General features: G+C 36.8%; 38 protein-coding genes. 3 read left to right on the plus strand and 35 right to left on the minus strand.

The window, feature by feature from the left end; translation table 11 throughout:
* Nucleotides 1-2: 2 nt before the first annotated feature.
* The 6 genes from RYK20_RS00120 to RYK20_RS00145 form a co-directional block, all read right to left on the minus strand.
* Nucleotides 3-743 carry an electron transfer flavoprotein subunit beta/FixA family protein gene (locus tag RYK20_RS00120; RefSeq protein WP_311455951.1) on the minus strand — a complete coding sequence of 247 codons (741 nt, stop codon included), beginning with the start codon at nt 741-743 and terminating at the stop codon, nt 3-5.
* Nucleotides 744-878: 135 nt separating this feature from the next.
* Nucleotides 879-2369, minus strand: coding sequence for a cellulose synthase family protein (locus RYK20_RS00125; RefSeq protein ID WP_297980056.1), 1491 nt, complete (start codon nt 2367-2369; stop codon nt 879-881).
* Nucleotides 2370-2524: 155 nt separating this feature from the next.
* Nucleotides 2525-2776, minus strand: a complete 252-nt coding sequence (locus RYK20_RS00130; RefSeq protein ID WP_297980054.1) for a type B 50S ribosomal protein L31 — start codon at nt 2774-2776, stop codon at nt 2525-2527.
* A 103-nt stretch (nt 2777-2879) separates the two neighbouring features.
* Nucleotides 2880-3197, minus strand: coding sequence for a DUF4286 family protein (locus tag RYK20_RS00135; protein WP_314893984.1), 318 nt, complete (start codon nt 3195-3197; stop codon nt 2880-2882).
* Between the two features lie 23 nt (nt 3198-3220).
* A complete protein-coding gene (locus RYK20_RS00140) occupies nt 3221-5386 on the minus strand; it encodes a TonB-dependent receptor (protein WP_314893985.1) in 2166 nt (721 codons plus the stop codon).
* Nucleotides 5387-5467: 81 nt separating this feature from the next.
* Nucleotides 5468-6118 carry an HmuY family protein gene (locus tag RYK20_RS00145; RefSeq protein ID WP_314893986.1) on the minus strand — a complete coding sequence of 217 codons (651 nt, stop codon included), beginning with the start codon at nt 6116-6118 and terminating at the stop codon, nt 5468-5470.
* A 173-nt stretch (nt 6119-6291) separates the two neighbouring features.
* Between RYK20_RS00145 and RYK20_RS00150 the strand changes: the two genes are divergently transcribed.
* Nucleotides 6292-8397, plus strand: a complete 2106-nt coding sequence (locus RYK20_RS00150) for a TonB-dependent receptor (RefSeq protein WP_314893987.1) — start codon at nt 6292-6294, stop codon at nt 8395-8397.
* Between the two features lie 11 nt (nt 8398-8408).
* Nucleotides 8409-9539 carry an HmuY family protein gene (locus tag RYK20_RS00155; protein ID WP_311455957.1) on the plus strand — a complete coding sequence of 377 codons (1131 nt, stop codon included), beginning with the start codon at nt 8409-8411 and terminating at the stop codon, nt 9537-9539.
* A 46-nt stretch (nt 9540-9585) separates the two neighbouring features.
* Here the strand turns inward: RYK20_RS00155 and RYK20_RS00160 are convergent, their stop codons facing one another.
* The 4 genes from RYK20_RS00160 to RYK20_RS00175 form a co-directional block, all read right to left on the minus strand.
* On the minus strand, nt 9586-11667 hold the full coding sequence (locus RYK20_RS00160; RefSeq protein WP_314893988.1) for a leucine-rich repeat domain-containing protein: 2082 nt from the start codon (nt 11665-11667) through the stop codon (nt 9586-9588).
* 223 nt (nt 11668-11890) lie between these two features.
* Nucleotides 11891-12175 carry a transcriptional regulator gene (locus RYK20_RS00165; RefSeq protein WP_297979785.1) on the minus strand — a complete coding sequence of 95 codons (285 nt, stop codon included), beginning with the start codon at nt 12173-12175 and terminating at the stop codon, nt 11891-11893.
* Nucleotides 12160-12762: a hypothetical protein gene (locus RYK20_RS00170; RefSeq protein ID WP_314893989.1), complete on the minus strand. Its 603-nt coding sequence runs from the start codon at nt 12760-12762 to the stop codon at nt 12160-12162. Before RYK20_RS00170 ends, RYK20_RS00165 begins: the two co-directional genes overlap by 16 nt.
* Nucleotides 12763-12898: 136 nt before the next feature.
* Nucleotides 12899-13720, minus strand: a complete 822-nt coding sequence (locus RYK20_RS00175; RefSeq protein WP_314603349.1) for a purine-nucleoside phosphorylase — start codon at nt 13718-13720, stop codon at nt 12899-12901.
* Between the two features lie 308 nt (nt 13721-14028).
* Between RYK20_RS00175 and RYK20_RS00180 the strand changes: the two genes are divergently transcribed.
* Nucleotides 14029-14865: a hypothetical protein gene (locus RYK20_RS00180; protein WP_314893990.1), complete on the plus strand. Its 837-nt coding sequence runs from the start codon at nt 14029-14031 to the stop codon at nt 14863-14865.
* Between the two features lie 154 nt (nt 14866-15019).
* On the opposite strand, the gene rplQ is transcribed toward RYK20_RS00180, so the two are convergent.
* The 25 genes from rplQ to rplB form a co-directional block, all read right to left on the minus strand.
* On the minus strand, nt 15020-15493 hold the full coding sequence (gene rplQ / locus RYK20_RS00185; protein ID WP_311455969.1) for a 50S ribosomal protein L17: 474 nt from the start codon (nt 15491-15493) through the stop codon (nt 15020-15022).
* 30 nt (nt 15494-15523) lie between these two features.
* Entirely contained in the window at nt 15524-16516 is a 993-nt protein-coding gene (locus tag RYK20_RS00190; protein ID WP_297979774.1) for a DNA-directed RNA polymerase subunit alpha, read from the minus strand.
* A 22-nt stretch (nt 16517-16538) separates the two neighbouring features.
* Nucleotides 16539-17144 (minus strand): 30S ribosomal protein S4, encoded by a 606-nt coding sequence (gene rpsD, locus RYK20_RS00195; RefSeq protein ID WP_297979772.1) that lies wholly within the window; start codon nt 17142-17144, stop codon nt 16539-16541.
* An 89-nt stretch (nt 17145-17233) separates the two neighbouring features.
* Complete coding sequence (rpsK, locus tag RYK20_RS00200; protein ID WP_002666650.1) at nt 17234-17626, minus strand: 30S ribosomal protein S11; 393 nt, start codon at nt 17624-17626, stop codon at nt 17234-17236.
* Between the two features lie 11 nt (nt 17627-17637).
* Entirely contained in the window at nt 17638-18012 is a 375-nt protein-coding gene (gene rpsM, locus RYK20_RS00205; RefSeq protein WP_297979768.1) for a 30S ribosomal protein S13, read from the minus strand.
* 3 nt (nt 18013-18015) lie between these two features.
* Nucleotides 18016-18132, minus strand: coding sequence for a type B 50S ribosomal protein L36 (ykgO, locus tag RYK20_RS00210; protein ID WP_002666762.1), 117 nt, complete (start codon nt 18130-18132; stop codon nt 18016-18018).
* A 33-nt stretch (nt 18133-18165) separates the two neighbouring features.
* On the minus strand, nt 18166-18381 hold the full coding sequence (infA, locus tag RYK20_RS00215) for a translation initiation factor IF-1 (protein ID WP_002666434.1): 216 nt from the start codon (nt 18379-18381) through the stop codon (nt 18166-18168).
* The gene (gene secY / locus RYK20_RS00220) at nt 18382-19710 is read right to left on the minus strand and encodes a preprotein translocase subunit SecY (protein WP_314893991.1); all 1329 of its coding nucleotides are present in this window, start codon (nt 19708-19710) and stop codon (nt 18382-18384) included. It lies immediately after the preceding gene.
* A gap of 15 nt (nt 19711-19725) precedes the next feature.
* Nucleotides 19726-20178: a 50S ribosomal protein L15 gene (rplO, locus tag RYK20_RS00225; RefSeq protein WP_297979763.1), complete on the minus strand. Its 453-nt coding sequence runs from the start codon at nt 20176-20178 to the stop codon at nt 19726-19728.
* A 20-nt stretch (nt 20179-20198) separates the two neighbouring features.
* Nucleotides 20199-20381 carry a 50S ribosomal protein L30 gene (gene rpmD, locus RYK20_RS00230; RefSeq protein WP_297979761.1) on the minus strand — a complete coding sequence of 61 codons (183 nt, stop codon included), beginning with the start codon at nt 20379-20381 and terminating at the stop codon, nt 20199-20201.
* Between the two features lie 12 nt (nt 20382-20393).
* Nucleotides 20394-20918 (minus strand): 30S ribosomal protein S5, encoded by a 525-nt coding sequence (gene rpsE / locus RYK20_RS00235; RefSeq protein ID WP_297979758.1) that lies wholly within the window; start codon nt 20916-20918, stop codon nt 20394-20396.
* 6 nt (nt 20919-20924) lie between these two features.
* Nucleotides 20925-21278, minus strand: a complete 354-nt coding sequence (gene rplR, locus RYK20_RS00240; protein ID WP_297979756.1) for a 50S ribosomal protein L18 — start codon at nt 21276-21278, stop codon at nt 20925-20927.
* A gap of 11 nt (nt 21279-21289) precedes the next feature.
* The gene (rplF, locus tag RYK20_RS00245; RefSeq protein WP_297979753.1) at nt 21290-21832 is read right to left on the minus strand and encodes a 50S ribosomal protein L6; all 543 of its coding nucleotides are present in this window, start codon (nt 21830-21832) and stop codon (nt 21290-21292) included.
* An 18-nt stretch (nt 21833-21850) separates the two neighbouring features.
* Nucleotides 21851-22249 carry a 30S ribosomal protein S8 gene (gene rpsH / locus RYK20_RS00250; RefSeq protein WP_297979751.1) on the minus strand — a complete coding sequence of 133 codons (399 nt, stop codon included), beginning with the start codon at nt 22247-22249 and terminating at the stop codon, nt 21851-21853.
* Between the two features lie 19 nt (nt 22250-22268).
* Nucleotides 22269-22538 (minus strand): 30S ribosomal protein S14, encoded by a 270-nt coding sequence (gene rpsN, locus RYK20_RS00255; protein ID WP_002666758.1) that lies wholly within the window; start codon nt 22536-22538, stop codon nt 22269-22271.
* Nucleotides 22539-22540: 2 nt separating this feature from the next.
* Complete coding sequence (gene rplE, locus RYK20_RS00260) at nt 22541-23092, minus strand: 50S ribosomal protein L5 (protein ID WP_297978403.1); 552 nt, start codon at nt 23090-23092, stop codon at nt 22541-22543.
* 2 nt (nt 23093-23094) lie between these two features.
* Nucleotides 23095-23409, minus strand: coding sequence for a 50S ribosomal protein L24 (gene rplX / locus RYK20_RS00265; RefSeq protein WP_297978402.1), 315 nt, complete (start codon nt 23407-23409; stop codon nt 23095-23097).
* 11 nt (nt 23410-23420) lie between these two features.
* Complete coding sequence (gene rplN, locus RYK20_RS00270; RefSeq protein WP_297978401.1) at nt 23421-23789, minus strand: 50S ribosomal protein L14; 369 nt, start codon at nt 23787-23789, stop codon at nt 23421-23423.
* Nucleotides 23790-23791: 2 nt separating this feature from the next.
* A complete protein-coding gene (rpsQ, locus tag RYK20_RS00275; protein WP_297978400.1) occupies nt 23792-24049 on the minus strand; it encodes a 30S ribosomal protein S17 in 258 nt (85 codons plus the stop codon).
* A gap of 16 nt (nt 24050-24065) precedes the next feature.
* A complete protein-coding gene (rpmC, locus tag RYK20_RS00280) occupies nt 24066-24257 on the minus strand; it encodes a 50S ribosomal protein L29 (protein WP_297978399.1) in 192 nt (63 codons plus the stop codon).
* Nucleotides 24258-24268: 11 nt separating this feature from the next.
* Nucleotides 24269-24688 (minus strand): 50S ribosomal protein L16, encoded by a 420-nt coding sequence (rplP, locus tag RYK20_RS00285; protein WP_297978398.1) that lies wholly within the window; start codon nt 24686-24688, stop codon nt 24269-24271.
* A gap of 19 nt (nt 24689-24707) precedes the next feature.
* Complete coding sequence (gene rpsC / locus RYK20_RS00290; RefSeq protein WP_297978397.1) at nt 24708-25445, minus strand: 30S ribosomal protein S3; 738 nt, start codon at nt 25443-25445, stop codon at nt 24708-24710.
* An 8-nt stretch (nt 25446-25453) separates the two neighbouring features.
* The gene (gene rplV / locus RYK20_RS00295) at nt 25454-25861 is read right to left on the minus strand and encodes a 50S ribosomal protein L22 (RefSeq protein ID WP_297978396.1); all 408 of its coding nucleotides are present in this window, start codon (nt 25859-25861) and stop codon (nt 25454-25456) included.
* Between the two features lie 5 nt (nt 25862-25866).
* Complete coding sequence (gene rpsS, locus RYK20_RS00300; RefSeq protein WP_297978395.1) at nt 25867-26145, minus strand: 30S ribosomal protein S19; 279 nt, start codon at nt 26143-26145, stop codon at nt 25867-25869.
* An 8-nt stretch (nt 26146-26153) separates the two neighbouring features.
* Nucleotides 26154-26978, minus strand: coding sequence for a 50S ribosomal protein L2 (rplB, locus tag RYK20_RS00305; protein ID WP_297978394.1), 825 nt, complete (start codon nt 26976-26978; stop codon nt 26154-26156).
* Nucleotides 26979-26984: the final 6 nt, after the last annotated feature.

The raw sequence follows: 26984 nt of genomic DNA on the forward strand, positions 1-26984 counted from the left end.
TTTTAAAAAAGTTTTCTCTTATTATGAAGTTCATCAATTAATTCATCCAGATTATCAGGTGAAATCATCTTGATAGGAGCTTTTTCCTGAGGTTTTTCCAGCGATGCTATAGCAGGCTGAGATTGAGCCTCTATAGGAGAAAGTAGTTGCAAAGGTGCTTTACGAGCTCCCATTATTCCTTTCATACTTGGAATACGTATTTCATTCTCTGGAATGAGCTCTTTCTGGATACCTACCACTATGGGAAATGAAGATTCTAATAGTTCCTTACCGCCATCAATTGTACGAGTTACCTTTACTTTTTCTCCCTCTATAGAAAAAGCTGTTACATCATCTACAAAGTTATAATCCAGTAAGGTTGCTAGCATCCCCCCTACCATTCCTCCATTATAATCCAATGATTCACGCCCACAGAAGATAATTGGGTAGTCCTTAGCTACTACAGCCAGCTGTTGTGCTACAAAATAACCATCTGTAGGAAAAGTATCTATCCGAATCATCTCATCTGCTCCCAAAGCAAAGGCTTTCCTTAGAACAGGCTCACTATCAGAAAGTCCTACGTGTACTAGAGTAATATGAGCCCCTTCTTGTTCTTTGAGCTGTATTGCCCTAATAAGAGCAGCTTCATCACTAGGATTTATTACAAATTGTACGCCTGTCGGGTCAAACGACTTATGGTCAGTTGTGAAATTTATCTGGGAGGTAGTGTCAGGTACCTGATTAATACAAACTAATATTTTCATTAAAAATGTAATTTATAAAGAATGCACAAAGATACAAATTTTTCACTATAAAAATAAATATTAAAAATAAAAATAAGGCTTTATCCTCAAATAAAGCCTTATCAACAACTAAACATTTATCTCACAAATTTACAACTATGCTTTCGGAATTAGTGACTTATAAAATACAAAGCCAAAACCAAAGGTAAGCATTAAGTGAAAAGGAAAAAGTCCAAAATCATTCAGCTTAATACCACTATAGAGTCCAAATAAGAAATAACACATCAACAGAAATTCCATAATCACATTTGGAGAAAGCTTCTTATTGATATATTTATTTCCTTTCCAAGAATCCTTCAAAGAACTAATATTAAACTTAGGTGTACGGACAAACTCCGTTTTCTTTCCTGAATATCCCTGAAGCACTGCCAATACATTATGTAAAGAGAATCCTAGAGCAACGGAGAAAAAGCTAAAGAATAGCTTCACATAATCCACAAAATCATCAAAAGTTTTTCCTTGGATATTTTTATATGTAATCCAGTAACAACAAAAGAGAATTATAGTACTAGCAATAAAAAAACTTGTAAGCTTGAACAGCCAAGCAAAACTAGTATAATAATCCTTAACATACATCATAGGAACACTAAGTATTGCTACCAAGAATACATAAAGAAACATAGAACTATTCAGTAAATGCATCACACCGTGGAACTTTGTCTTCCAGCTAATATTCTTGGCTGCGAGAACATTACGAACTGATTTTTTAAATACCTCTGCCCCACCCTTATTCCATCGGAATTGCTGTGAGCGTGCTGCGGAAACTACTACTGGTAATTCTGCTGGAGTCTCTACATCTACCAAGTATTTGAATTTCCAATTCTTAAGCTGGGCTCGATAGCTCAAATCCAAGTCCTCTGTAAGAGTATCTCCTTCCCAATTCCCTGCATCTAGAATTGTCTTCTTCCTCCAGATTCCAGCAGTTCCGTTGAAGTTAATAAAGTGCCCTTTGCTGTTACGCCCCACTTGTTCTAAGGTAAAGTGAGTATCTAAGGCTAGAGCTTGAATCTTCGTCAAAAGAGAATAGTTACGATTGATATGTCCCCATCGGGTCTGAACTACTCCTATTTGTTCGTCTTTAAAATAAATAACTGTTTTCTTAAGCCAATCAGGCTTAGGAAGGAAATCTGCATCGAAGATAGCAATAAAATCTCCTTTAGCAATCGCTGTTCCATATTTTAGAGCTCCTGCCTTGAAGCCTTCTCTATTTTCACGACGAATATGAACAATATCCAAGCCTGTTGCTTGTAACTCAGCAATAATCCTAGCTGTTTCTGCTACCGAATCATCTGTAGAATCATCTAATACTTGGATTTCTAATTTATTCTTTGGATATTCTAACTTAGCAATATTTTCTAACAGGCGAGGCACCACATATTTTTCATTATAAATAGGGAGCTGTACTGTCACATAAGGAATTTCATTAGGGTCAAATAAGTTGAACTTAGGAGCTTCACTATTCTGATTCTTATTTCGCAGATAATTAACAGCTAAATTCAATATAGTCAAGCTATAAAAGAAAATAAGCAATAATGACAAGCAATAAACACCTGAAATTATGTACGTTACAATTAATTTTAAATCCATAAATTTACTGATTTAAATCCAGTGCAAAGATACGTTTTTTTCTCTATTTAACATTGTTAAATATTTTTTTTAAAAAACAAACCCTTCTCTTCAAAAAGAGAAGAGAGAGGGCTCGCAAAATAATTTTAAAACTTATTTATTATGAAAAACCTTTTCTATTTTTGATATTTAGCATACTTGCTCTTGAACTTATCTATACGCCCAGCGGTGTCGATAAGCTTCGCTTTTCCTGTATAATAAGGATGAGAAGTACGAGAGATTTCCAACTTTACTAAAGGATATTCTACTCCTTCTATTTCTATGGTATCTTTAGCTTCTATGGTTGATTTGGTGATAAAGATATCCTCATTAGACATATCTTTGAAAACAACCAAACGATAATTAGAGGGATGTATTTCTTTTTTCATTACTACTGTTATTTCTGATTTTTTCAAGGTGCAAAGGTACTACTTTTTTTTTATTTCACAAACGAAAAGAATATTTTTTATTCACAAATATAAATTTTAACATTTAATCCTGCTTTAGTTCTTCTGTTACCTCCAAAAGTGTAGCAAAAGTAAGCACTTTTTCTCCGAACTGTAGAAAAAGTTCTTTCCTATAATGCTCTTCAAGAACAGACTGGAAATAGGAAATTGCTTCCTTATTGGTAGCTTCATACTGCAGGCTGAAAGCCTTACTTCCTATCTCTTGTATATGAATCTGTAGAAGTTTTAATCCTGAAAAGTGACTTTCCTGTAATGATCGAGACATATGTCCTCTTATCCATTCTTGCCATTGAGGGAAAACAGCTTCCTCTATATGGTAGGTGATGTTATAAATATATTTCATTCTTAATTTTTTATCAAACCCGTCTATAAATTCCACTTAAGCCCAGCATAATAAGTACGCCCTGGGGAGATACTCGAATAGAAAGTATTCGTCTTAGACTGATAACCCAATAAGTTATTAATTCCTGCACTTATGGTCATCTTGTAAGGGAGCTTAGAAGATAGTTGTAATCGCCATATGCTATAGGGTTCGTAGTAGCTATATGTCTCCGAACCATTATCTGTTCCATAAAGATGATTCGCACTTACATATTTACCACTGATAAGTACATTCGGAATATATTTCCTATTATTTACAGGTATATATTCAGCTTTAAGAGTAAAAGTATGAGGCCTTTCCTCTGATTTCCTTTTTTCTATATTATAATAAGCATAAGAAGCCTTAAAACGCAATGCGTGTATAGGGCGATATGTAGCCGAAACCTCAGATCCTATAACCCCTGTTTTCCCTGAGAAATTGGTATAGTGCAGGGTATCATTGGACTGCGTCCAGACATAAGCAATCTTATCTGTAACCACTGAATACTGAGTCATTGCTGTTACATTCCATTTTTTAGTATTAAGCTCTACAGAAAAATTAAAATTGTTACTCGTCTCTGGCTGAAGCTTCTTATTACCCATTATCTGGAATCCTCCTCCTGGTGCGTGGAACCAATTCGTATAAAGTTCTTTCAGAGTAGGAGAACGGAATCCTGTAGAATAGCCTCCTCTAAAGGTAAATTCTTCGATCTTGAACATCCCTGAAAGACGATAAGTAAAATACTCCTTAAAGAGAGAATGATAATCCATTCTCAAGCCTGTAACCAAAGTAAAAGCTGGAGAAAGTGCCCAATCCTGTTGAGTAAAAAGACTATAAGTATAAGCATTTTGCTTAGCTGAAGTTCCCTCATTATTAAAGCGAAAACTCATCAAACCGTCTGAGTTAGCTTCTATACCTGCCACAAAAGAATGCTTCCCATAAAGAGCTTGGTTATACTGAGAACCTACCTTCCAGATAGTACTTTCATAATTTTTTTCTTTCTCCTTTAATCTCACAAAATAATCATATTTTTCATAACGGTCGAAAGAACCAGAGAAGCTCAATTCCTTATTTTCATTAATTAGGTATTTGGCATTCATAGCTAAGCTATAGTCATAATAGCGATCTCTTATCTTATTAGATATTTCAGTTCCAGGATTCCGCTCACTGAAATAATAAGTAGGCGTAAAAGAGAGCTTTAGCTTAGGAGAGAAATCAAATCCTATTTTGGGTGAAACACTATAGATAGTAAATCCTGCAATGTTAATTTTCCCTTTTTCTCCTTCCACTACTCTTCCATCTGGATAAGTCACTTTTAGCCCTTCAGTATCTGTAAGCCAATAAGGTGTCCGGAGCTTATAGAAAGATGTAAGACGAATATTCCCCCATTTTTGCTTGGAGCCTATGGTAAAGTCTATCTTATGATCCTTATTGGTGTCATAGAGGTAACCAGCATTCATCTCTATAGGCTTCTGAGAATTTTTAGTTATGATATTAATAACCCCTCCCAAAGCATTAGAACCATAAAGAGAGGATGAGGCTCCTTTAATAATCTCTATCCGTTCTACATTATCCAAATTAATCCGATCATAGTCAATATTATCAAAACTTTCGCCTCCCATACGTTCTCCATCCACTAGGAAAAGGACATATTTTCCGCCAAATCCCATCATATTAATATCAGGACTGCTATTCCCTCGATAGGTAAAATTAATTCCAGAAAATTCGTTCTCCAAGAAAGTTTGGAAGTTTGTAGCCTGAGATTTTCGTATATCCTCCGAGGTAATTACCTGTACTGTAATAGGTACATTTTTAAGATTTTTCTCTGTTCTTGTAGCAGTCACAGTGATTTCTTCAACTTCTATTTCCTTATCCTTACAAATGGCAAAAGTATAATTTTTTTCACTTTTTTTGAGCGTTATCCTAAAAAATTTACCTTTGTAGCCCTCTTGAGAGATATAAATAGGATATGTTCCCTTAGGAAGATTATCAAAAAGAAAATGTCCTTGCTCATTGGTCTGTATAGTTCTTTTAAGAGAGACAAACTCCACTGTGGCACCTACCAAAGGCTGTTGAGAGGAACAATCAATAATCCTCCCTGAAAAAGAATATTGTGCCCAGGCATCCAAAGACAGAAAAAGACAACATAGATAGATAAATATTCTCCCCATTTTGTATTAGATTTTTTAGAAAAAGGAATTGCTACACTCTTAATAAGCATAGCAATTCACAGACATTTTATATTTTATGGGTTAGAAATTTCCATCTGTACTCACTTTATAAATGAATGTAATGAAGCCAGCTACTTTTTTATCACTATAGAAATCCGTAACTTGGAACTTCACAAGCTTACCTGTTGCTGTCTTTAGGACATATACATTCTTAGTAGGAGCATATACACTTGGCCAGGTAGGCATATTAGTTGGAGCAATATTAATTGTTCCTGTAGTTACTCCAAAACCACCTGTAAGCAAGGGAGAAGCAGAGGTTGTAATAGTCTGATAAGGTTTATAAGAGAGAGTTAGCTCAATTCCTTCTTTATCCTTTACAAATGTACCTGTAGGTGCTTTGGTTACAGCTGCAAAGTCCTTGCTATCAGCACTTATTGCTTCTGCTTGACCTTTTCCAGATGTTCCTCCATTAAGCTTTACCGCATAAGAATTAAAAGCAACATCCCAAGTAAGGTCTGTCTCAGGAGTGGTAGGGGTTACAGTAGTCCCTTTTTCAAAGGAGAAATACACCCATTGTTTCTTAGAAGCATCTAAGTTTTCTATTTTCTTTTCCCCTCCATTAGTAGAGGCTCCTCCTTGATTCTGTTCGCTAGACTTATTATCATCTTTGCTGCAAGAGCTAAGCGTTACCATTCCTGCTAGGAGCGCAGGAAGAAAAAAATTCATTTTCATCTTTGTAGAATTTAGTATTATTAATGGGGCAAAGTTACGATTTTATTTAGAATAAAAAAAAATAATTTAATTATTTTCCAGTTTTTAAAATATGATTTTATTTATTATAAATATTATTTGGAATAAATAAAAACAATTATTACCTTTGCACCCTAATAAAATTTAACCTTGAAATGCGATTTCTTTTGATTTTCTCTGTAGGATTATTTGGTATACAAAATGCCTTCTCCCAGAGAGATACTCTTGACCCTAAAAAAATTATTAAACTAGATGATATTGTGGTTTCTGCACAGATAGAACCACAATCTATCAGAAAATCTATCAAAAATGTGCAAGTAATCACAGAGGAACAGATTAAAAGCTTAGGAGCTTCAAATCTTGGTGATGTACTGAACCAATATGTGAATATTACAGTAGTACCTAGCGGAGAATCTGGACGATCTACAGTGTCTCTTTTTGGTTTGGACTCAGATTATTTCAAAATATTGGTAGATAACGTCCCTTTAGTTAATGAAGGAGGTTTTGGAAATAATACGGATTTGTCTCAAATCAATCTGGAAGATATCGAACGTATTGAAATCGTAGAAGGAGCGATGGGAGTTACACACGGAGCAAATGCTGTAAGTGGCATTCTAAATATTATTACCAAAAGAAAAACACCTAACCAATGGGACATATCCTATTCCCTACAGGAGGAAACAGTAGGGAAAGAATACAATATAAAGGATAGAGGGCGACACATTCAGAACTTCAAAGCTACTCATAATATTAATCAAAATTGGCTAGCTTCATTAGGAACTACTCGCAATCGATTTATGGGGTTTTTAGGCGATTATAATGGAAAAAATGTTCTCTATAATAGCCAAGGAAGAGGTTATATGTATCTACCACGTACCTATTGGCAGACCAATGCATTGGTGAATTATCATTCTCAGAAATTCAACACTTTCTACAAGTTCGAATGGATGACTCAGGATATTGATTACTATGACCGAAATATAAAATCTGCCTATAATGATCGCTGGGGAGCTTACAAATACGGAAATGACAAGCGTTATTTCTATAAGCGACAGTTCCATAACTTGAACCTGAATGGAATTGGATGGATGAATTATGATTTTTCTTTCTCTTTCCAGAAACAAACTCGCGAGAATGAAGACTTTAGATATATTATTAGTCAGAAAACAGAAGCGGACAACCGAAAACAACTCATAGAATCTATGCAAGTATTCTATTCCAAAGGAAACCTCAACAAACTATTCTATGACAAGAAGTTAGCTCTTTCTTTAGGCTATGAGGCTACCTCCAATAAAGGATTTGCTTTAGTAGATGCTGAACAAAACAGAACAAGAGAAGTTCAAAAGAACATTGATAACTATGATGCTTTTCTTGTCTCAGAATATCATTTCACAGATAAATTTTCTACTAGCATAGGAGGAAGATATTCATTCCAGACTTTATTTGACAACCAATATTCCTACTCCTTGGGAACAAGATATTTGTTCAAAGACAATTATGAATGGAGAGCTTCTGTGGGGCGTTCCTATCGTACCCCTGATTTCTATGAACTCTATTCTAATATTATCTTCGAGGGGCATCATTTCCTTGGCAACGAGGCATTACTCCCTGAAAGTAGTCTCTCTGTGGATACGAGCCTTAAAAAGCTTACATCCTTTGAGAATGGAGCTACTCTCAAGAACCAAATAGGAATCAGTTATAATACTATAAAGGATCGTATCACAAGCGCTCTTATTGGCTATGACGGTGCTACTCCTAAGTATCAGAATATCAATATTAGTGAGTATAAATACATTAATTTATCTTCTCCTAATAAGCTTATAATTCATAATTTTGACTTGAATATTGGAGCTTCTCTCACTTGGATATCTCAACTTATTAATAACAATCAGTACCAGACTGACAGCCGTTATCTGCTGAATATTGTAGGAAATGTGGGGCTTTCTTATAACATTCCTTCTTGGGATACTTCTATTTCAGGTTATTATAAATATGTAGGAAAGTCTCAATTATGGGCTAGTACAGCCAATGGCTATGTTGTTTCTGAAAGAGACCCTTATGGCTGGCTAGATGCTTCTATAAAGAAAAATCTCCTCCATAAACGATTAGAACTTACTTTGGGTGTTAGAAACCTATTAGATGTAACAACTGTCTCAAGAACCTTATTAACTGTAGGACACGAAAGCTCCTCTAGTATACTCCTGGGATATGGAAGATCTTATTTCTTGAAACTTACTTATAACTTAAATATTAATTATTAAATTTTTCCATTATGAGAAAACAGATATTATTTCTCTCACTTGTAGCCCTTGGGCTATCTTCTTGTTCAAAGGATGACAATAATAGTCCTAATCCTGTTGATCCTGTTACTCCCACTACTCCCGTCTCTGAAGGAGGTATTTTCAAGCCTTCTGTAGGAGGAGCTACCCAACCTAATCAGGTATTCATAGACCTTTCTGCCAAAAGTGAAAGTACAGCCAAGAGAGACTCTTGGGATTTTGGATTCTATTGTGGTGATGAATTCCGAGTAATCCTTAACAGCACTGTAAAAATGGCTGCTAAGCAACTAGAAACTACTAATATCGACGAAGTACAAACCGAAGACCCCAATGTAGCAGTAGGTTTTAGTACTCCTGCAACTTCTGGTTATGTAGATGGACCTTGGGGAGAAATCAATTCCAATACTAAAGGAAGAGGTACTGCCATTGCTGAAATCTCAGCTACAGAATCCGAAAATAAAGTATATTTGGTAAATATGGGTGCTTCTGTTCCTACTGATGCCTCTCCTCAAGCAGGGGCTACTGCCTTAGAAGGTGATTCCAGAGGTTGGAAAAAAATCCGTGTCACTCGTAACGGTAATGATTATGTAATTGATTACGCCGACCTAAATGCTACCACTCATCAGTCTATCACTGTAAGAAAAAATCCTGCTTATAATTTCGTTTTTGTAAGCCTTAACCAAGGAAAAGTTGTGAATGTACAACCTGAAAAAGCAAAATGGGATATTGCTTTCTCTCCTCTTATTAACTATACAGCTACCAGACGCCCTGCTACTTTAGAAAACTCTGTTACCTACTATTTTGCTGATGTGGTTACTACTAATATCTTAGGAAATGTAAGAGCTCAGATTATCAAAAGTGATAGTGCTGAAAAACGTGACCAAGACTATGCAGCTTATGACAAAGCTAAAGCAAATGAAATCAATTTCAATGACCCCTCTCTAAACCAACAATTAGTGATTGGAGCTTCTTGGAGAAATACTTTTAATAAAGTATTATATGATAATGTATTCTATGTAATTAAGGATGCTGAAGGAAATCTTTTCAAACTCAAATTCGTAAGCCTTATGAACGAACAAGGAGTTCGTGGTTATCCTGTATTTGAATACGCCTTATTAAAATAAAACAATCGAGAGAAGAACAGGGGTCTCCTTGGGGAGACCCCTGTTATTATTTTCCTTTTATATACTGTCTATAATCACTCCACCTATTCTTATAGAGTACTTCCGATGATAGAGGAACAAATATATTCTTTAAAGAGGTTTTATTAAACGCTCCATCTCCTAAAAAAGGAGGACTCTCTCTTTCTACAGTTACCGTTGTCAATGATCTACAATCAAAGAAGGCATTGTCCTCTATTTGGGTTATATCCTTATGGAGAACCACTGTTTTAAGTGCAAAACATTTAGTGAAAGAACTTCTTTCTATTTTCTTAACTCCTTTAGGGATAACTATATGCTCCAGTGCAGAACATCTTGATAAGCTTAGACTTGTTATAGCATCCGAAAGTTCTACCTCCTTAAGGAGCTTACAACCATCTAATCGAACAGTCGTTATTTGTTTCGGTAATTTTATAGAAGTAATTCCCGCTGCTGTTATAGAAAAACTACTTTGCTCAATACTTGAGGGGATAGTAAGAGTCTGTAAGTCTTCACATCCATCAAATGCCTCTAATCCAATTGATTTCAATTGATTAGGCAGATTCAACTGAATGATGGATTTACAGTTTTCAAATGCCGAGTTCCTAATATATAACAAACTCTGAGGAAGCGTTACAGAAACCAGATACTCACAATTTGAAAAGGCTCGTTCGCCTATAGCTACTACTTTGTCTCCTAATATAATAGAAGTAACTCTTCTATTCCCTGCAAAAGCGTCTTTTTCAATATGAGTTACTTCTCTAAGTTCCTCATTAGAATTCATATCTATATGAGTCATTCGAGTATTATTCCATCTAAGTAATGTCTTCCCATTATTAGTCAAATCATAGTCTGTCTTCTTAATAGGAAGAGATGGAGAAATGGCCTCATTTGTTTGTCCTAAGGAAAGATAAGAGTTTCCCCAGCCTTGTGCTGTCTTAGGACCATACAGCCGCTTATTTTCAGTATCAATATACCAATCCTCTATACTTCCTTTATTTTCATCAGGAGCTCCTTTCCCTGCATATATCCTAGAGCCATCTTTTCCAGACATTCCTGTAGCACCTTGTGCCTTGACACCTAAATCTTTATCTCCCACATACCAATTACCATTGGCTCCTATATGGGGAGCTATTCCCTCTCTACCAGGTGTTCCCTGTGCTCCTTGTGCCTTAATCCCTAGATCCTGATATCCCACATACCAATTCCCATTAGTTCCTATATGAGGGATAAGTCCATCTTTACCTGGGGTTCCTTGTGCTTTTACTCCCAAATCCTCATTTCCTACAAACCAATTACCATTGGCTCCTATATAAGGGGTAAGCCCATCTTTACCTGGGGTTCCTTGTGCTTTTACTCCCAAGTCCTCATTTCCTACAAACCAATTACCATTAGAACCTATACGAGGAGCTCCTGCAGTTCCTCCTGAAGCTCCTGGGGCTCCCTGCAATCCTTGAGCCTTCACGCGGGTATCCATCTCTCCTATAAACCAGTTGCCATTAGAACCTATATGAGGAGTAATCCCATTACTACCTGATGTACCCGGATTCCCTTTCGCTCCTCTAGGACCTTGTGCTTTCACGTGAGTATCTATTTCTCCTACATACCAATTACCATTGGCTCCTATATGAGGCGCTATTCCATCGGCTCCTGTAGCCCCAGTTTCTCCTTGTGCTTTTACACGGGTATCTGTATCCCCTACAAACCAATTACCATTAGTTCCTATATGAGGAGATATTCCTGGGGCTCCTTGCATACCCGGGGTTCCTTGTGCTTTCACCTGAGTATCAGTTTCTCCTACAAACCAATTCCCATTAGAACCTATATGGGGAGTTACTCCATTAGAACCTGCCTTCCCTGGAATTCCTTTTAGGTTAATGGGCATCCCCCAGCCTTGAACAGTTTTCCCTCCATATAGATTGTAAGTTTCTATATCCAAATAGTAATCCCCTATATTCCCTAAGGATTCATTAGGCACTCCATTTCCTGAATGGATTGAGGTACCTTTCTGCACCTCTACACGTTCTACTATGGTTTCTTTACCACAATTTACTGTAGATATTCCTAATAGAATACCTATCACCAGAGCTAATCCTTTAAGTCGATGATTCATAATTTTTTTATTATATTCTAAAAAATTACCTCTTATAAAAGCTTCTTCACCTAAGAACAAAGTTACGAAAAATTCTTGAAATATCAGCTAATTTTTGCAAATTATTTTAACTGCAAATAATTGTATCTATTCTAACTAATAATTATTTTTTATATTTCATAGAAAACAAAACAAAAGGAGCCTCCCTCTATCGGAAGCTCCTCTCAATAAAAAATATTAATTATCAGAGATTTAGATAACTTTTTAGCGCTTCTACATAACTTTCAAAGGCAAGCAACCCCTTATGAGTGAGTGTAATTTCGGTATTAGGGTAATTATCCTTGAAAGACTTGGTAACTGAGATATAACCTGCAGTCTCCAATTTCTGTATTTGTACCGAAATATTTCCTGAGCTAGCCTTGGTAGCTTGCTTTATCCGAGTAAAATCGGCTTTTTCCTCTGTTATAAGCAAGGAAACTATAGCTAATCTCAGCTGAGAATGCAATATAGGATCTAGCTCACTGAACATTTTTTCTGCTTTTTATAGTTAAAATAGAACTGAATCCCTGGAATAAGAAATAATAAGCACGCTAATAGCGAGGAAACCAGAGGAAGAGCTATTCCATAGTGGAAAAATAGCACACTATAAGTCAGTCCCAATCCAAATAATGAGGTTATTATCCAGAGGAAAACCCTAAGATGAAGTGCTATAGCTAATGCTACAAAAGAAAAAGGCAGATAAATAGCCAGAATCATTATCTCATAGTTCTTCCAATTGCTATAAGGCAGAAAAAAACCAAGAAAAGCACCCAATCCTGCTACTAACCAAAGCCAATCCAACGGATCCGGACTCTTCTTCTCCACCTTATTCCTTATTCCTTCCCTTATTTTTTGCCCAAAATTAAAAAGAAAGCCCAAAGGCATCAGTACAGCCCAGCCTATCCACGAATGTCGAGGATAGTAATCCAAGGCGAGCATCACAAACTGTATTATCCCTGAAAGGGAAATTAGCACACTCCAAAAGATAAGAAAGAAACCATTTTCCTCATACTTTTGTTTTCTTTGATGAATGATATCTTGAATAATTCTCAAGCTATCAGCAGGTTGTAGTTCCATAATGATAATATTATAAAGTTTTTAAATACAATGCAAATATAAATAAGTTTATTTTATAAACCAAATATTTTAACTTTATCTTAAATAAAAGAGGCTTTCCTATGGAAAGCCTCTTTCGATAAAAACAAGTATTTTACTAAGAATTTTCTCTACGAACAAACTCTCTTACGAGCTTAAGCACCTTTGGCATTGTTGCATTTACAGCATTAAGCACTTCAGTATGAGAGACCGTTGGAGCAATATTGGCTCCTCCTAAGTCAGAGATGATAGAGAGTGCAAATACTTTCATTCCTTGATGTCTTGCTACGATTACTTCAGGAACGGTACTCATCCCCACAGCATCACCTCCTATAGCTCTTACCATTCCATATTCTGCAGGAGTCTCAAAAGTAGGTCCTTGTAAGCCTACATATACCCCTTTTTGAAGATTTATTCCCTGCTCCTTAGCAATTTCCTCTGCTAATGAAATCATTGAGCGATTATACGCCTCACTCATATCAGGGAAGCGGGTGCCAAACTTTTCTAAGTTCTTTCCTCGTAAAGGGTGCTCTGGGAACATATTGATATGATCCTTAATCAGCATAATATCCCCAATAGAGAAAGCAGGATTCACCCCTCCTGAAGCATTAGAGACTATCAGTTTTTTGATCCCTAATAAATGGAATATACGAATGGGAAAAGTTACTTCATCCATTGCATAGCCCTCATAGTAGTGAAAACGACCACTCATTAGTAGCACATATTTCCCTGACAGAGTACCATAAATAAGTTTGTTCCCGTGCCCTTCTACTGTGGAATGTGGAAAGTTAGGAATCCCTGTATATGGTATTTCTACAATCGGTGTTACTTCTTCCTGTAGAGAAGATAAGCCTGAGCCAAGGATAATAGCAAACTCAGGAGCTCCTTCACTTATAAATTGTTGGATATAATCTGCCGTTTCTTGATATCTTTTGTACATATTCTTTTTTTGATGACAAAGATACGGATTTTTTTGGGATTTATTTCCCTTTCTTACGAAAATTATCCCTTAGAGTAGATTTTTTAGAATTAACTTATTAAAGAGGGAGAAGAATTATAACATTCCTTGTATTAGAAGTATTTTTAAGCTCTTGCTCTGACAAACTTACCTCCTCCAAGGTTGGAAAATGAATAATATTAATAACTATGATATAGAACATTAAAAAAACTATTATAAACCTTATATATGTTTTGGTATATAACAAAAATTTCTGTATTTTTGCCTATCTGTATTTAATTATTTTTTTTATGAAGAAATCCATTAAAACAATGTTTTTCACTTTAGCTTCTATAGTCTCTGTATCAGCATACAGTCAAGATATGATTTCTCTAAGAAATGGAGAGAAAATCAAGGCAAATGTAAAAGAAGTTAGCGAAAGTGAAGTAGTATTTACTTATGACAAGGAAACTGTCATTAACAAGCTTCCTACTTATCAAATTGCACAGATTAAATTCAAATCAGGTAGAGTACAGAAGTTTGAGGCTTCCAACACACAAGCTAGCGATCCAAACGCACAGGCCAACGCCCTATTAGAAGCCTACAATGCCTCTATTGGCAGGAAAGGTCAAGGAAACTATTCCTCTAATACAACATCTCCCTATACTTTCAACATTCCTGAACCTAATTATGCAGGAACTGTTCTCCTAATTGATGAAAATGGAAATACTCTGGGTACGCTAGAAAACCAGAAAGTAGCTATTCGTACAAATTCCAATGCAGGAGTATTCATTGTAGGGGTAGGCTCTACTAAAACAAGACAATATGTAAAGGGAAAAAGCTCTCCTTTACGTGTAAAGAAAGGAAAAATCCTATTACTTGCTAAATCAATTAATAATTTTTCTAATCCCAATGAAGTTATTGAGGTATTTAAGCTAGAACAAGGTAAAAAAGACCGCTCCATTGTTATCTCAGAAGCTCACACTTATGGAGGGACAAAAAGCAGTGATATTGATTATTTACCTTTCAATGCATATCCTTACAAAGGATCTTCTTACTTAATAGAACTAAACATAGATCAAGCTGGTGAATATGCTATTGCTTTGAATGGCTCAAATCTTAATTTCAGCCTTTTTGGAGTTGATTAATTAATCTTCAATACCAACTTTATATACCCGAAAAACCGCTCCAATAAGGCGGTTTTTTTGTTTTAAGGAAGATAAAATTCCGATTTAAATAATTTTATAAAAAAACCACCTCTTAAAGAGATGGTTATTTATTTTTAGAATTTTCTCAGGGATTCTATTCTTCTGTTTTAGGAGCTTCAGTAGTAGCTTGTTCAGCCTTCTTTCCTCCACGTCCTCTACGAGTAGATTTTTTCTTAGAAGCAGTAGCTCCTTTTGGTGAGTATCCTGCTGTATTGTAATCTACTAGCTCAATAAGTGCCATTTCAGCATTATCTCCCAATCGATTTCCTAGCTTAATGATACGAGTGTATCCACCAGGACGATTTGCTACTTTTACAGATATATTTCTGAAAAGCTCTGTAACAGCATACTTATTGTGTAAGCGACTAAATACAACACGACGGTTGTGAGTAGTATCCTCTTTTGATTTAGTAATCAAAGGTTCTACGAATACTTTCAGAGCTTTTGCTTTTGCCAAGGTTGTATTGATTCGCTTGTGTTCTATCAAAGAGCAAGCCATATTTGCCAACATAGATTTTCTATGAGCAGCTTTTCTTCCTAAATTATTAATTTTATCTCCGTGTCTCATTTTCGTTGAATTAAATGTTATATAACCTTATTATTCTTTTTCTAATTTGTACTTAGACAAATCCATTCCGAAAGTAAGTCCTTTGCTTTCAACAAGCTCATCAAGTTCTGTGAGCGATTTTTTACCAAAGTTACGGAATTTCATTAAATCATTTTTAGTAAAAGAAACCAAGTCGCCCAAAGTATCTACTTCGGCTGCTTTAAGGCAGTTCAGTGCGCGTACGGAAAGATCCATATCTATCAGTTTGGTTTTGAGTAGCTGGCGCATATGTAATGATTCCTCATCATAGCTTTCGGTATGTACTACCTCTTCAGGTTCTATGGTAATACGCTCGTCTGAGAAGAGCATAAAGTGATGAATCAAGGTCTTGGCAGCTTCCATCAAGGCATCCTTAGGATGAATGGATCCGTCTGTTTTGATTTCAAAAATCAATTTTTCGTAGTCAGTTTTCTGCTCTACACGATAGTTCTCTATGCTATACTTTACATTTTTAATAGGTGTAAAGATTGCATCTGTAGGGATAGTCCCCACAGGCTGGTTTGCCTTTGTATTTTCCTCAGCGGAAACATATCCTGAGCCTTTTTCGATGGTGATATCCATCTTAATGGCTACTTCAGGCTCCATATTACAGATTACTAAATCAGGATTAAGTACTTGAAAACCTGTTATAAATTTTTGAAAATCTCCCGCAGTCAATTGTTTTTTCCCTGTAACAGAAATAGATGCTTTCTCGTGGTCAGTTCCTTCTGTTTGGAGTTTGAATCGCACTTGCTTCAAGTTCAAAATAATCTCAGTAACATCCTCCACTACCCCTGCTATGGTAGAGAATTCGTGTTCTACAGTATCTATTTTAACCGAAGTAATCGCATAGCCTTCCAATGAGGAAAGCATTACTCTTCGCAATGCGTTACCAATAGTGAGTCCATAACCAGGTTCCAAGGGACGGAATTCAAACTTCCCCTCGAACTCTGAGGACTCAATCATGATAACCTTATCTGGTTTTTGAAAATTGAATAATGCCATAATTCTGACTGCTGTCTAGTTATTATTTAGAGTACAACTCTACGATTAATTGTTCTTTAATATTCTCAGGAATTTGGATACGCTGAGGAAGTGCTACAAAAGTACCTTCTAATTTTTCAGGATTCCAAGTAATCCATTCATATACAGAACTGTTACTTGCCAAGGCATTTTCTATCACTTGTAGTGATTGTGACTTATGACGTACCCCTACAATATCCCCTGGCTTAAGAGAGTAAGAAGGAATATTCACTACTTCTCCATTCACTGTAATATGACGGTGAGAAACCAATTGGCGTGCAGCAGGGCGAGAAGGTGCAATTCCCATTCTGTAAACTACATTATCCAAGCGAGCTTCACATAACTGAAGTAATACCTCACCTGTTACTCCCTTACTACGACGAGCCTTCTCATAAAGATTCTGGAACTGACGTTCTAGAATTCCATAGGTATATTTTGCTTTTTGTTTTTCTTGTAATTGGATCGCATATTCGGAACGCTTAGCTCTCTTACGAGCAATTCCGTGCTGTCCTGGAGGATAATTTTTCTTAGCGAAAGATTTATCTTCTCCAAAAATCGCTTCTCCAAACTTACGAGCGATTTTAGTTTTTGGGCCTGTATATCTTGCCATTTTCTTCGTTTAATTTAAATGGAGAGAGGAGATTATGAATTAAGGCTGTCCTTCGATAATAAGCCTCTCTCTTTGAGTTAGATTAGTTGTTATACTTTACGTCTTTTAGGAGGGCGACATCCATTATGAGGTAGTGGAGTTACATCAATAATTTCAGTAACTTCTATTCCTGCATTATGGATACTACGGATAGCAGATTCTCTCCCTACCCCAGGTCCTTTTACGAATACACGCACTTTCTTAAGTCCTGCATCAAAAGCTGTTTTAGCGGCATCTTCGGCTGCTACTTGAGCTGCATAAGGAGTATTTTTTTTAGAACCTCTAAACTTCATTTTCCCTGCAGAAGACCAAGAAATCACATCTCCTTTTTTGTTAGTTAAAGAGATGATGATATTATTGAAAGTAGCTGAGATATGTGCCTCTCCAGAAGATTCTATAACTACTTTGCGTTTTTTGGTAACTTTTGTATTTGTTTTTGCCATATCGCTACTTATTATTTAGTTGCTTTCTTCTTGTTCGCAACAGTTTTTCGTTTTCCTTTTCTTGTACGAGAGTTATTCTTAGTTTTCTGACCACGCAAAGGTAATCCAGAGCGATGACGGATTCCTCGGTAACAACCAATATCCATTAAGCGCTTGATGTTCAATTGGATCTCTGAGCGCAACTCTCCTTCGATTTTGTACGATGAAACTACCTCACGAATACGACTGATCTGATCATCATTCCATTCGCTTACTTTGATGTCTTCATCTACTTGAGCTTTCTTTAAAATTTCCTTTGCTCTGCTTTTTCCAATACCAAAAATATAGGTAAGCCCGATGGCACCTCTTTTATGTTTTGGTAAGTCAATACCTGCTATTCTTGCCATAATTTATCCTTGTCTTTGTTTGAATCTAGGATTCTTTTTATTAATTACGTACAATACCCCTTTACGTCGCACAATTTTGCACTCGGGGCTTCTTTTCTTAATAGATGCTCTTACTTTCATCTGTTATCTGTTTTTTTAAAACGAATTTTATTATTAATATCGGTAGGTAATGCGTGCCTTAGTAAGGTCATACGGAGTCATTTCAAGCTTTACTCTATCTCCTGGTAATAATTTGATATAATGCATACGCATTTTTCCAGAGATATGAGCTGTAACTACGTGACCATTATCCAATTCCACACGGAACATTGCATTAGAGAGTGATTCTATAATGGTTCCATCCTGTTCTATTGCTGCTTGCTTTGCCATCTATCGTCTTTTTTTACCTGTTTTCATAAGCCCATCGTAATGACGATTAAGCAAATAGGAGTTTACTTGTTGCATTGTATCAATAGCAACTCCTACTAAGATGAGTAAAGAAGTACCTCCATAGAATAACGCCCATTGCTGATCAATCTCTAGTAAAGGTAATTTATTAACTACAGCTGGTAAAACGGCTATAGCCACTAGGAATAAAGACCCTGGTAGGGTAATCAAAGACATTATCTTGTCTAGATAATCACTTGTATCCTGTCCTGGTTTCACCCCTGGTATAAAACCACCACTACGCTTGAGATCATCTGCCATCTTGTTACTAGGTACTGTAATAGCTGTATAAAAATACGTAAAGATGATAATAAGCAATCCAAAGAGTACATTATACCAAAACTCAAAAGGAGAGCGGAAAGCATTCTGTATGCTTTGAGCAAATTCTGACTTAGAAAGTCCAGCCAATGCAGAAGGTACAAACATTATTGCTTGTGCAAAAATGATAGGCATTACTCCCGCTGAATTAAGCTTTAATGGAATATACTGTCTCGCTCCGAAGATATTCTTCTCCACTTGCCCTCCTGTGGTTCTTCTAGCATATTGTACAGGAATCTGTCTTACCGCTAAAGTAAGGAAGATACAGCCTAAAATAACTAATAACCACAAAAGAATTTCTACAATAACAATCATAGGTCCATGTACTCGATTAATCTCAGCTATGAAAGCATGAGGCATACGAGCAATAATCCCTACCATAATAAGAAGAGAAATCCCATTCCCTACCCCTTTATCTGTAATTTTCTCTCCAAGCCACATTGCAAAAACGGTACCTGTTACCAAGATAATTACTGAAGGAATAATGAATCCAAGCCCTTTTCCTAAAAGAAAAGCTTCTTCAGGAACTCCTAATGCACTTATAGAGTACAAATAAGCAGGGGCTTGAACCACACAGATAGCAATGGTAAGCCAACGTGTAATTTGGTTAATTCTTCTACGTCCACTCTCACCCTCTTGTTGCAATTTCTGTAGATAAGGAATCGCAATTCCCATAAGCTGTACTACGATAGAAGCAGAGATATAAGGCATAATTCCTAATGCAAATACAGAGGCTTTTGCAAAAGCCCCCCCTGTAAAAGCATTAAGGATATCTAATAACCCACCTTCCGAAGTCTTTTGAGTTAAATTACTTAACTTCTCCGCATCAATCCCTGGAAGGATAATATGCGCACCAAAGCGATATACTAAAAGAATTCCAATGGTAAGAATGATACGGTTACGTAATTCTTCTATCTTCCAAACATTCGTTAGGGTCTCTATAAATTTCTTCATAAGATATTTTGTTTATTAGAGCGTTATGGCTTCTCCTCCTAGTTTCTCAACCGCTTCTTTAGCACTGGCTGTGAATTTATGAACAGAGATTTTCAATTTCGCTTTCAACTCTCCTCCTCCAAGGATTTTCACTAGGTCAGTCTTTTTAGCTAAGCGGTTTTCCACAAGGATATCCAAATTAACTGTATCAGTAACCACTCCTTTATCCACTAACTCTTGTAATTTTCCAAGGTTGATTCCAGTATATTCCTTGCGGTTGAAGTTTTTGAAACCAAATTTTGGTACGCGTCTTTGAAGAGGCATTTGCCCTCCTTCAAAACCTATCTTAGTAGAAAAACCAGAACGAGACTTTGCTCCCTTATGCCCACGTGTGGATGTTCCTCCCTTACCTGAGCCTTGTCCTCTACCTACGCGCTTCCCTTCTTTGTGTACTGAACCTTCTGCAGGTTTCAAATTACTTAAATTCATAATTAAATTGCTACTTTTATTTACGCTTCTTGTACAGAAACTAAGTGTTCTACTTTATTAATCATTCCTAAAATGCTTGGAGTAGCCTCGTGAGTCACTTCTTTCCCAATAGAACCTAATCCTAAAGAAATTAAAGTGAGTTTTTGTGTTTTGGCACGCTTTATGCTACTTCGCACTTGCTTTACAATAATTTTCTTTGCCATTGCTGTGTATTTTTAACCTTTAAACATTTTATCCAAAGTAATTCCTCTTTGCTCAGCAATTGTTTTAGCACTTCTGAGTTTTAATAAAGCATCAAAAGTAGCTTTTACCACATTGTGAGGGTTAGAAGAACCTTGTGATTTGGATAGTACGTTATGAACTCCTACAGATTCCAAAACGGCACGTACAGCACCTCCGGCAATCACCCCTGTACCTTCTGCTGCTGGCTGAAGATACACACGTGCTCCACCGAATTTCCCTTTTTGTTCGTGAGGAAGAGTCGTACCATTCAAAGGAATACGCACCAAATTCTTTTTAGCATCTTCCACAGCCTTTGCAATAGCATCAGCAACTTCTTTTGACTTACCTAAGCCCTGTCCTACTACGCCATTCTCATCTCCTACTACTACGATAGCAGAGAAGCCGAAAGCACGTCCTCCTTTGGTAACCTTAGTTACACGTTGTACACCTACCAAGCGGTCTTTTAGTTCTAAACCACTTGGTTTTACATATTCTACATTTTTATAATTCTGATACATAATTTCTTAGAATTTAAGTCCGCCTTCTCTTGCTCCTTCTGCTAAGGATTTTACACGTCCGTGATATAGATAACCTCCACGGTCAAAAGAAATAGTTTCAATACCTGCCGCAAGAGCTTTCTTAGCAACAGCTTCTCCTACTTTTTTTGCTTTCTCAGTCTTGGTACCTGTTAATTTCAAGTCTTTATCTCTAGAAGAGGCAGCTACTAAAGTAACACCTTGGGTATCATCTATTATCTGAGCATAGATTTCACTATTACTTCTAAAAACAACCAAACGTGGTCTTTCAGGAGTTCCTGATACGGTCTTTTTGATTCTGTATTTGATACGTTGTCTTCTCTGTATTTTTGATAATGCCATTATGTTACGTTTTAAGCTGATTTACCTGCTTTTCTTCTGAGTTCTTCTCCTACGAATTTCACACCTTTTCCTTTGTAAGGTTCTGGCTTACGGAAAGAACGAATCTTAGCTGCTACTTGTCCGAGTAATTGTTTGTCGTGAGAAGTAAGCTTAATGATAGGGTTTTTCCCTTTTTCATTAATCGTTTCTAATTTTATCTCTTGAGGAAGTTCCATTAGGATATTGTGAGAGAATCCGAGTGCCAAATCAAGTTTTTGTCCTTGATTAGAGGCACGATATCCTACTCCTACAAGTTCTAACTCCTTAGTAAAGCCAACAGAGACTCCTACTACCATATTGTGTAGTAATGCACGATAAAGCCCGTGCATTGCGTTACTTTGCTTAGTGTCTCCTTGTCTTTCTATTATGAGTTGTCCATCTTCTTGCTTTACAGCAACGTCTTTAACCACTTGGGTTAATTCGCCGAGTTTCCCTTTTACAGTAATGATATTATCTTTGATAGTAACAGTTACTCCTTGAGGGATACTGATGGGTGCTTTACCTATTCTTGACATTTTTTTAAGTCTATTTTTTTAGTAAACATTACAAATTACTTCTCCTCCGATATTCAATGCTCTGGCTTGCTTACCAGTCATCACTCCTTGAGAGGTAGAAACGATAGTGATCCCTAATCCATTAAGAACACGTGGAAGATTATCTGCTCCTACATACTTACGAAGTCCTGGAGTACTTACACGTTCTATTTTTCTAATAATGGGCTCTTTGGTCTCTTTATCATATTTGAGGGCTATTTTGATAGTTCCTTGCACATCATTTTCTTCAAACTTATAGCTAAGGATATATCCTTGATCAAAGAGAATTTTAGTAATTTCTTTTTTAAGTTTTGAAGCTGGAATTTCTACCACTCTATGCCCTGCACTACTAGCGTTGCGAATTCTTGTTAGATAGTCCGCGATTGGGTCTGTGTACATAAATTTTCTATTTTTTTAATTACCAACTTGCTTTTTTTACACCAGGAATAAGCCCTTTATTAGCCATCTCACGGAAAAGTACACGAGAGATTCCAAAAGTACGCATATATCCTTTAGGACGACCTGTTAGTTTGCAACGATTGTGCAAGCGTACAGGAGAGGCATTTTTAGGTAGTTTCTGAAGAGCTTCATAATCACCAGCTTCCTTAAGAGCTTTGCGTTTTTCAGCATATTTTGCTACCAATTTAGCTCTTTTCACTTCACGAGCCTTCATTGATTCTTTTGCCATAATTAATTCTTTTTAAAGGGTAATCCTAATTCGGTTAATAATGATTTTGCTTCTTTGTCTGTATTGGCAGATGTAACAAAAGTAATATCCATTCCCGCAATTTTATTGATCTTATCAATATCAATTTCTGGGAAGATAATCTGCTCAGTAATTCCTAAGTTATAATTTCCACGTCCATCAAAACCAGTAGCTTTGATCCCTTGAAAATCTCTTACTCGAGGAAGAGCTGCTGTGATGAGCCTATCCAAGAACTCATACATACGTTCACCACGGAGAGTTACTTTAGCACCAATGGACATTCCACGGCGAAGCTTAAAAGAAGCTACGTCTTTCTTAGAAGTGGTTGCAACTGCTTTTTGTCCTGTTATCTTGGTAAGTTCCTCTACAGCATATTCTATTTGTTTCTTATCGGAAACAGCAGAACCTACTCCACGGCTTACTACAATTTTCTCAAGCTTAGGAACTTGCATTACATTTTTATAACCAAATTCTTCCTTAAGAGCTGCAATTACGCGCTCCTTATATTCCTGTTTAAGTCTAGGTATATATGCCATAATTACACTACTTGTTTTGATTTTTTAGAAATTCTCACTTTTTTGCCATCACGCACTTCATATCCTACACGAGTAGGCTCTCCTGTCTTAGGATCTAGGAGAGATAGATTGGATATTTGGATAGGAGCTTCTTTTTTTATAATACCTCCTTGTGGGTTTTGTGCGCTGGGTTTGGTATGCTTTGATATAAGATTCACACCTTCCACGATAGCCTTGTTCTTCTCACGATCTACTTTGAGTACTTTTCCTTTTTCCCCTTTGTGATCGCCTGCGATTACTTGTACTGTATCGCCAGTTTTTATTTTTAGCTTTATCATCATTGCATAGATTAAAGCACCTCAGGTGCTAATGACACAATTTTCATAAACTGCTTGTCACGAAGCTCACGTGCTACAGGACCAAAGACACGGGTGCCTCTCATCTCTCCAGCAGCATTGAGGAGTACACAAGCATTCTCATCAAAGCGGATGTAAGAACCATCTTGGCGTCTTACTTCCTTCTTTGTTCTTACCACTACAGCGGTGGATACTTGTCCTTTTTTTACGTTTCCGTTAGGAGTTGCTTCTTTTATAGTAACAACTATTTTATCACCTACAGACGCATAACGACGCTTTGTTCCACCAAGTACACGGATTGTCAAAACTTCTTTGGCTCCGGTATTATCTGCTACTTTTAATCTTGTTTCTTGTTGTACCATAATTACTTCGCTCTTTCAATAATTTCTACTAATCGCCAGCATTTAGTTTTGCTAAGAGGGCGAGTTTCCATAATACGCACGGTGTCACCGATATTGCAATCATTTTTTTCATCGTGTGCAACAAACTTTTTAGTTTGCAATACGAATTTCCCGTACATAGGGTGTTTTACACGTTTTACTACGGATACCACAATGGATTTATCCATTTTATTACTGGTAACAACCCCTATTCTTTCTTTTCTGATATTTCTTTTTTCCATATTAAAGCCACAATGATTATTGTAATTCTCTACGGGTTAATTCACTTTCTATACGTGCGATAATTCTGCGAGTGGTACGGATAGTTAGTGGATTATCTAAAGGAGAAATAGCATGCGCCAATTTCATCTCCGCATATGATTTCTTAAGTTCGATGAGCTTCTGCTCAAGCTCAGCAACTGATAAATTTTTAACTTCTGACTGTTTCATTGTTCATCAAATTAATCTTGATAATCTCTCGCTACAACGAACTTAGTAGTTACGGGTAACTTTTGAGCTGCAAGGCGAAGTGCTTCCTTAGCAATATCCTGAGGCACTCCTCCTACTTCAAATAATATTCTACCTGGCTTCACTACAGCTACCCAATATTCTACAGCTCCTTTCCCTTTACCCATACGTACCTCAAGAGGCTTCTTGGTGATAGGCTTATCTGGGAAAATTTTTATCCAAAGCTGTCCTTCACGTTTCATATAACGCGTAGCTGCTACACGAGCAGACTCAATTTGGCGAGCAGTAATAAAGGCAGACTCTAGGGATTTGATACCAAATGTACCATTAGAAAGCTGATGCCCTCTTTGGGAAATTCCTTTCATTCTCCCCTTTTGCGTCTTACGATATTTTGTTCTTTTTGGTTGTAACATTACTTACTAATTTAAAAAATTATTTTCTTCGGCGAGCACGTTTTGCATCTGAATTTCCTTCTTTGGGGGCTGCAGAACCATTAAGAGGTTTCTTAGTCATTCCTACCAAAGGAGAAAGTTCTCTTTTTCCATATACTTCACCTTTCATAATCCATACCTTGATACCCATACGTCCGTAAGTAGTATGTGCTTCGTCAATAGCATAATCAATATCTGCACGGAAAGTAGAAAGCGGAATACGCCCTTCCTTATAGCTCTCTGAACGAGCCATTTCAGCTCCATTGAGACGTCCAGATATTTGAATTTTGATACCTTCAGCATTCATTCGCATAGTAGCAGCAATTGCCATTTTGATAGCTCTACGATAAGAGATACGATTCTCTATCTGGCGAGCGATACTTGCGGCTACTAAGGAAGCATCAAGTTCTGGTCTTTTAATTTCAAAGATATTTATTTGAATATCCTTACCTGTAACTTTCTTAAGTTCTTCTTTAAGCATATCCACATCTTGTCCTCCCTTTCCTATAATCATTCCTGGGCGAGCAGTTGTGATAGTAACTGTTACAAGCTTTAAAGTTCTTTCAATAATTATACGAGAAACACTAGCTTTAGACAAACGCTCGTGAGCGTGAATATATCTTCTGATTTTGTCATCTTCAGCGAGCTTATCTCCGTAGTCATTTCCTCCATACCAGTTAGATTCCCATCCTCTGATAATTCCAAGGCGATTTCCGATTGGATTTGTTTTTTGTCCCATACTCTATCTTAGCTTTCAGTGTTATTTTTTGCTCCTAATACAATTGTTACGTGATTGGAACGTTTGCGAATTCTATGTGCTCTTCCTTGTGGTGCTGGACGAAGCCTCTTAAGCATAGCTCCTCCATCTACACGAATTTCTTGAATGAACACTTGAGCGGTTTCTATATCAACCCCTTCATTCTTAGTCTTCCAATTCTCAATAGCAGAAAGTAACAGCTTATGTAAGTTAGCTGCTGCTTCCTTTTGGTTGAACTTAAGGATAGCTAATGCTTTTTCCACCGAAATTCCACGTACTAGATCAGCCACTAAGCGCATTTTACGAGGTGAAGTAGGGCAGTTATTCAACTTTGCAAAAGCTAAATTTCTTTTAGCTTCTTTAATCTGGTCTGCTTTTAATTTTTTTCTAACTCCCATATTTCTTATTTTTTACCTTTATTTTTTGCACCTGCGTGTCCTCTGAAAGAACGAGTTGGCGCAAATTCTCCTAACTTATGACCTACCATATTCTCTGTGATATATACGGGAACAAACTGTTTTCCGTTATGTACCGCAATGGTCTCTCCCACAAAATCAGGAGTGATCATTGAAGCTCTAGACCATGTTTTTATAATATTCTTTTTTCCTGTTTCCTTATTTTGAAGAACTTTTTTCTCCAAAGCATAATGAACATAAGGACCTTTTTTTAATGAACGAGCCATATCTTACCTTATTTCTTTCTACGTTCTACAATATACTTATTACTAGCCTTGGTTTTAGAACGAGTTCTGTAACCTTTGGCAGGGATTCCTTTACGAGAGCGAGGGTGACCTCCTGAAGCACGTCCTTCACCACCTCCCATTGGGTGATCTACTGGGTTCATCACTACAGCACGTGTACGAGGACGACGACCAAGCCAACGTGAACGACCTGCTTTTCCTGAAAGGATCAGCTGATGATCTGAGTTAGAAACTGCTCCTATAGTAGCCAAGCAAGTAAGCAGAATCATTCTTGTCTCTCCTGAAGGTAACTTTACAGTAGCATATTTACCTTCTTTTGCCATAAGCTGGGCAAAAGTACCCGCTGAACGAGCCATATTAGCACCCTGTCCTGGGCGAAGTTCAATACAGCTAATAACTGTACCTAGAGGAATCTGAGAAAGAGGCATTGCATTTCCTATTTCAGGAGCTACATTCTCTCCAGAGATAATTGTCTGCTCTACTTTAAGTCCTGCAGGAGCAATAATATATCGTTTTTCCCCATCTGTATATTGAAGCAATGCGATAAACGCTGTTCTATTAGGGTCATACTCAATAGAAACTACTTTGGCTTCTACTCCAAATTTGTTTCTTTTGAAGTCAATGATACGATACTTTTTCTTATGACCACCTCCTATATAGCGCATGGTCATCTTCCCTTGGTTGTTTCTACCCCCCGTCTTTTTTAACGGAACGAGCAAGCTCTTTTCCGGCTTATCAGTGGTAATCGCATCGTAATTATTTACCACTCTAAAACGCTGACCGGGAGTAATGGGTTTTAATTTTCTTACTGACATATGGTC

This window comes from uncultured Capnocytophaga sp. (assembly GCF_963525585.1).
GTDB lineage: Bacteria > Bacteroidota > Bacteroidia > Flavobacteriales > Flavobacteriaceae > Capnocytophaga.

Bases quoted from the DNA above. Each gene is read 5' to 3' on its own strand.
- RYK20_RS00140 (WP_314893985.1), bottom strand. From the start codon at position 5,386: ATGGGGAGAATATTTATCTATCTATGTTGTCTTTTTCTGTCTTTGGAT.
- RYK20_RS00145 (WP_314893986.1), bottom strand. From the start codon at position 6,118: ATGAAAATGAATTTTTTTCTTCCTGCGCTCCTAGCAGGAATGGTAACG.
- RYK20_RS00160 (WP_314893988.1), bottom strand. From the start codon at position 11,667: ATGAATCATCGACTTAAAGGATTAGCTCTGGTGATAGGTATTCTATTA.
- rpsE (WP_297979758.1), bottom strand. From the start codon at position 20,918: ATGTATCAGAATTATAAAAATGTAGAATATGTAAAACCAAGTGGTTTA.
- secY (WP_314893991.1), bottom strand. From the start codon at position 19,710: ATGAAGAAATTTATAGAGACCCTAACGAATGTTTGGAAGATAGAAGAA.
- rplR (WP_297979756.1), bottom strand. From the start codon at position 21,278: ATGGCATTATCAAAAATACAGAGAAGACAACGTATCAAATACAGAATC.
- RYK20_RS00155 (WP_311455957.1), top strand. From the start codon at position 8,409: ATGAGAAAACAGATATTATTTCTCTCACTTGTAGCCCTTGGGCTATCT.
- rplO (WP_297979763.1), bottom strand. From the start codon at position 20,178: ATGAATTTAAGTAATTTGAAACCTGCAGAAGGTTCAGTACACAAAGAA.
- RYK20_RS00130 (WP_297980054.1), bottom strand. From the start codon at position 2,776: ATGAAAAAAGAAATACATCCCTCTAATTATCGTTTGGTTGTTTTCAAA.
- rpsN (WP_002666758.1), bottom strand. From the start codon at position 22,538: ATGGCAAAAGAATCAATGAAGGCTCGTGAAGTGAAAAGAGCTAAATTG.
- rplB (WP_297978394.1), bottom strand. From the start codon at position 26,978: ATGTCAGTAAGAAAATTAAAACCCATTACTCCCGGTCAGCGTTTTAGA.
- rpsH (WP_297979751.1), bottom strand. From the start codon at position 22,249: ATGTACACAGACCCAATCGCGGACTATCTAACAAGAATTCGCAACGCT.
- ykgO (WP_002666762.1), bottom strand. From the start codon at position 18,132: ATGAAAGTAAGAGCATCTATTAAGAAAAGAAGCCCCGAGTGCAAAATT.
- RYK20_RS00135 (WP_314893984.1), bottom strand. From the start codon at position 3,197: ATGAAATATATTTATAACATCACCTACCATATAGAGGAAGCTGTTTTC.
- rplN (WP_297978401.1), bottom strand. From the start codon at position 23,789: ATGGTACAACAAGAAACAAGATTAAAAGTAGCAGATAATACCGGAGCC.
- rpmD (WP_297979761.1), bottom strand. From the start codon at position 20,381: ATGGCAAAGAAAATTATTGTAAAGCAAGTGCGAAGTAGCATAAAGCGT.
- rplP (WP_297978398.1), bottom strand. From the start codon at position 24,688: ATGTTACAACCAAAAAGAACAAAATATCGTAAGACGCAAAAGGGGAGA.
- RYK20_RS00180 (WP_314893990.1), top strand. From the start codon at position 14,029: ATGAAGAAATCCATTAAAACAATGTTTTTCACTTTAGCTTCTATAGTC.
- rplX (WP_297978402.1), bottom strand. From the start codon at position 23,409: ATGATAAAGCTAAAAATAAAAACTGGCGATACAGTACAAGTAATCGCA.
- RYK20_RS00165 (WP_297979785.1), bottom strand. From the start codon at position 12,175: ATGTTCAGTGAGCTAGATCCTATATTGCATTCTCAGCTGAGATTAGCT.
- rplE (WP_297978403.1), bottom strand. From the start codon at position 23,092: ATGGCATATATACCTAGACTTAAACAGGAATATAAGGAGCGCGTAATT.
- rplF (WP_297979753.1), bottom strand. From the start codon at position 21,832: ATGTCAAGAATAGGTAAAGCACCCATCAGTATCCCTCAAGGAGTAACT.
- rpsS (WP_297978395.1), bottom strand. From the start codon at position 26,145: ATGGCTCGTTCATTAAAAAAAGGTCCTTATGTTCATTATGCTTTGGAG.
- RYK20_RS00120 (WP_311455951.1), bottom strand. From the start codon at position 743: ATGAAAATATTAGTTTGTATTAATCAGGTACCTGACACTACCTCCCAG.
- rplV (WP_297978396.1), bottom strand. From the start codon at position 25,861: ATGGGAGTTAGAAAAAAATTAAAAGCAGACCAGATTAAAGAAGCTAAA.
- rpsQ (WP_297978400.1), bottom strand. From the start codon at position 24,049: ATGGAAAAAAGAAATATCAGAAAAGAAAGAATAGGGGTTGTTACCAGT.
- rpsM (WP_297979768.1), bottom strand. From the start codon at position 18,012: ATGGCAAGAATAGCAGGTATTGACTTACCAAAACATAAAAGAGGTGCC.
- RYK20_RS00125 (WP_297980056.1), bottom strand. From the start codon at position 2,369: ATGGATTTAAAATTAATTGTAACGTACATAATTTCAGGTGTTTATTGC.
- rpmC (WP_297978399.1), bottom strand. From the start codon at position 24,257: ATGAAACAGTCAGAAGTTAAAAATTTATCAGTTGCTGAGCTTGAGCAG.
- RYK20_RS00170 (WP_314893989.1), bottom strand. From the start codon at position 12,762: ATGGAACTACAACCTGCTGATAGCTTGAGAATTATTCAAGATATCATT.
- rpsC (WP_297978397.1), bottom strand. From the start codon at position 25,445: ATGGGACAAAAAACAAATCCAATCGGAAATCGCCTTGGAATTATCAGA.
- RYK20_RS00150 (WP_314893987.1), top strand. From the start codon at position 6,292: ATGCGATTTCTTTTGATTTTCTCTGTAGGATTATTTGGTATACAAAAT.
- rpsK (WP_002666650.1), bottom strand. From the start codon at position 17,626: ATGGCAAAAACAAATACAAAAGTTACCAAAAAACGCAAAGTAGTTATA.
- infA (WP_002666434.1), bottom strand. From the start codon at position 18,381: ATGGCAAAGCAAGCAGCAATAGAACAGGATGGAACCATTATAGAATCA.
- RYK20_RS00190 (WP_297979774.1), bottom strand. From the start codon at position 16,516: ATGGCATTATTCAATTTTCAAAAACCAGATAAGGTTATCATGATTGAG.
- rpsD (WP_297979772.1), bottom strand. From the start codon at position 17,144: ATGGCAAGATATACAGGCCCAAAAACTAAAATCGCTCGTAAGTTTGGA.
- rplQ (WP_311455969.1), bottom strand. From the start codon at position 15,493: ATGAGACACGGAGATAAAATTAATAATTTAGGAAGAAAAGCTGCTCAT.
- RYK20_RS00175 (WP_314603349.1), bottom strand. From the start codon at position 13,720: ATGTACAAAAGATATCAAGAAACGGCAGATTATATCCAACAATTTATA.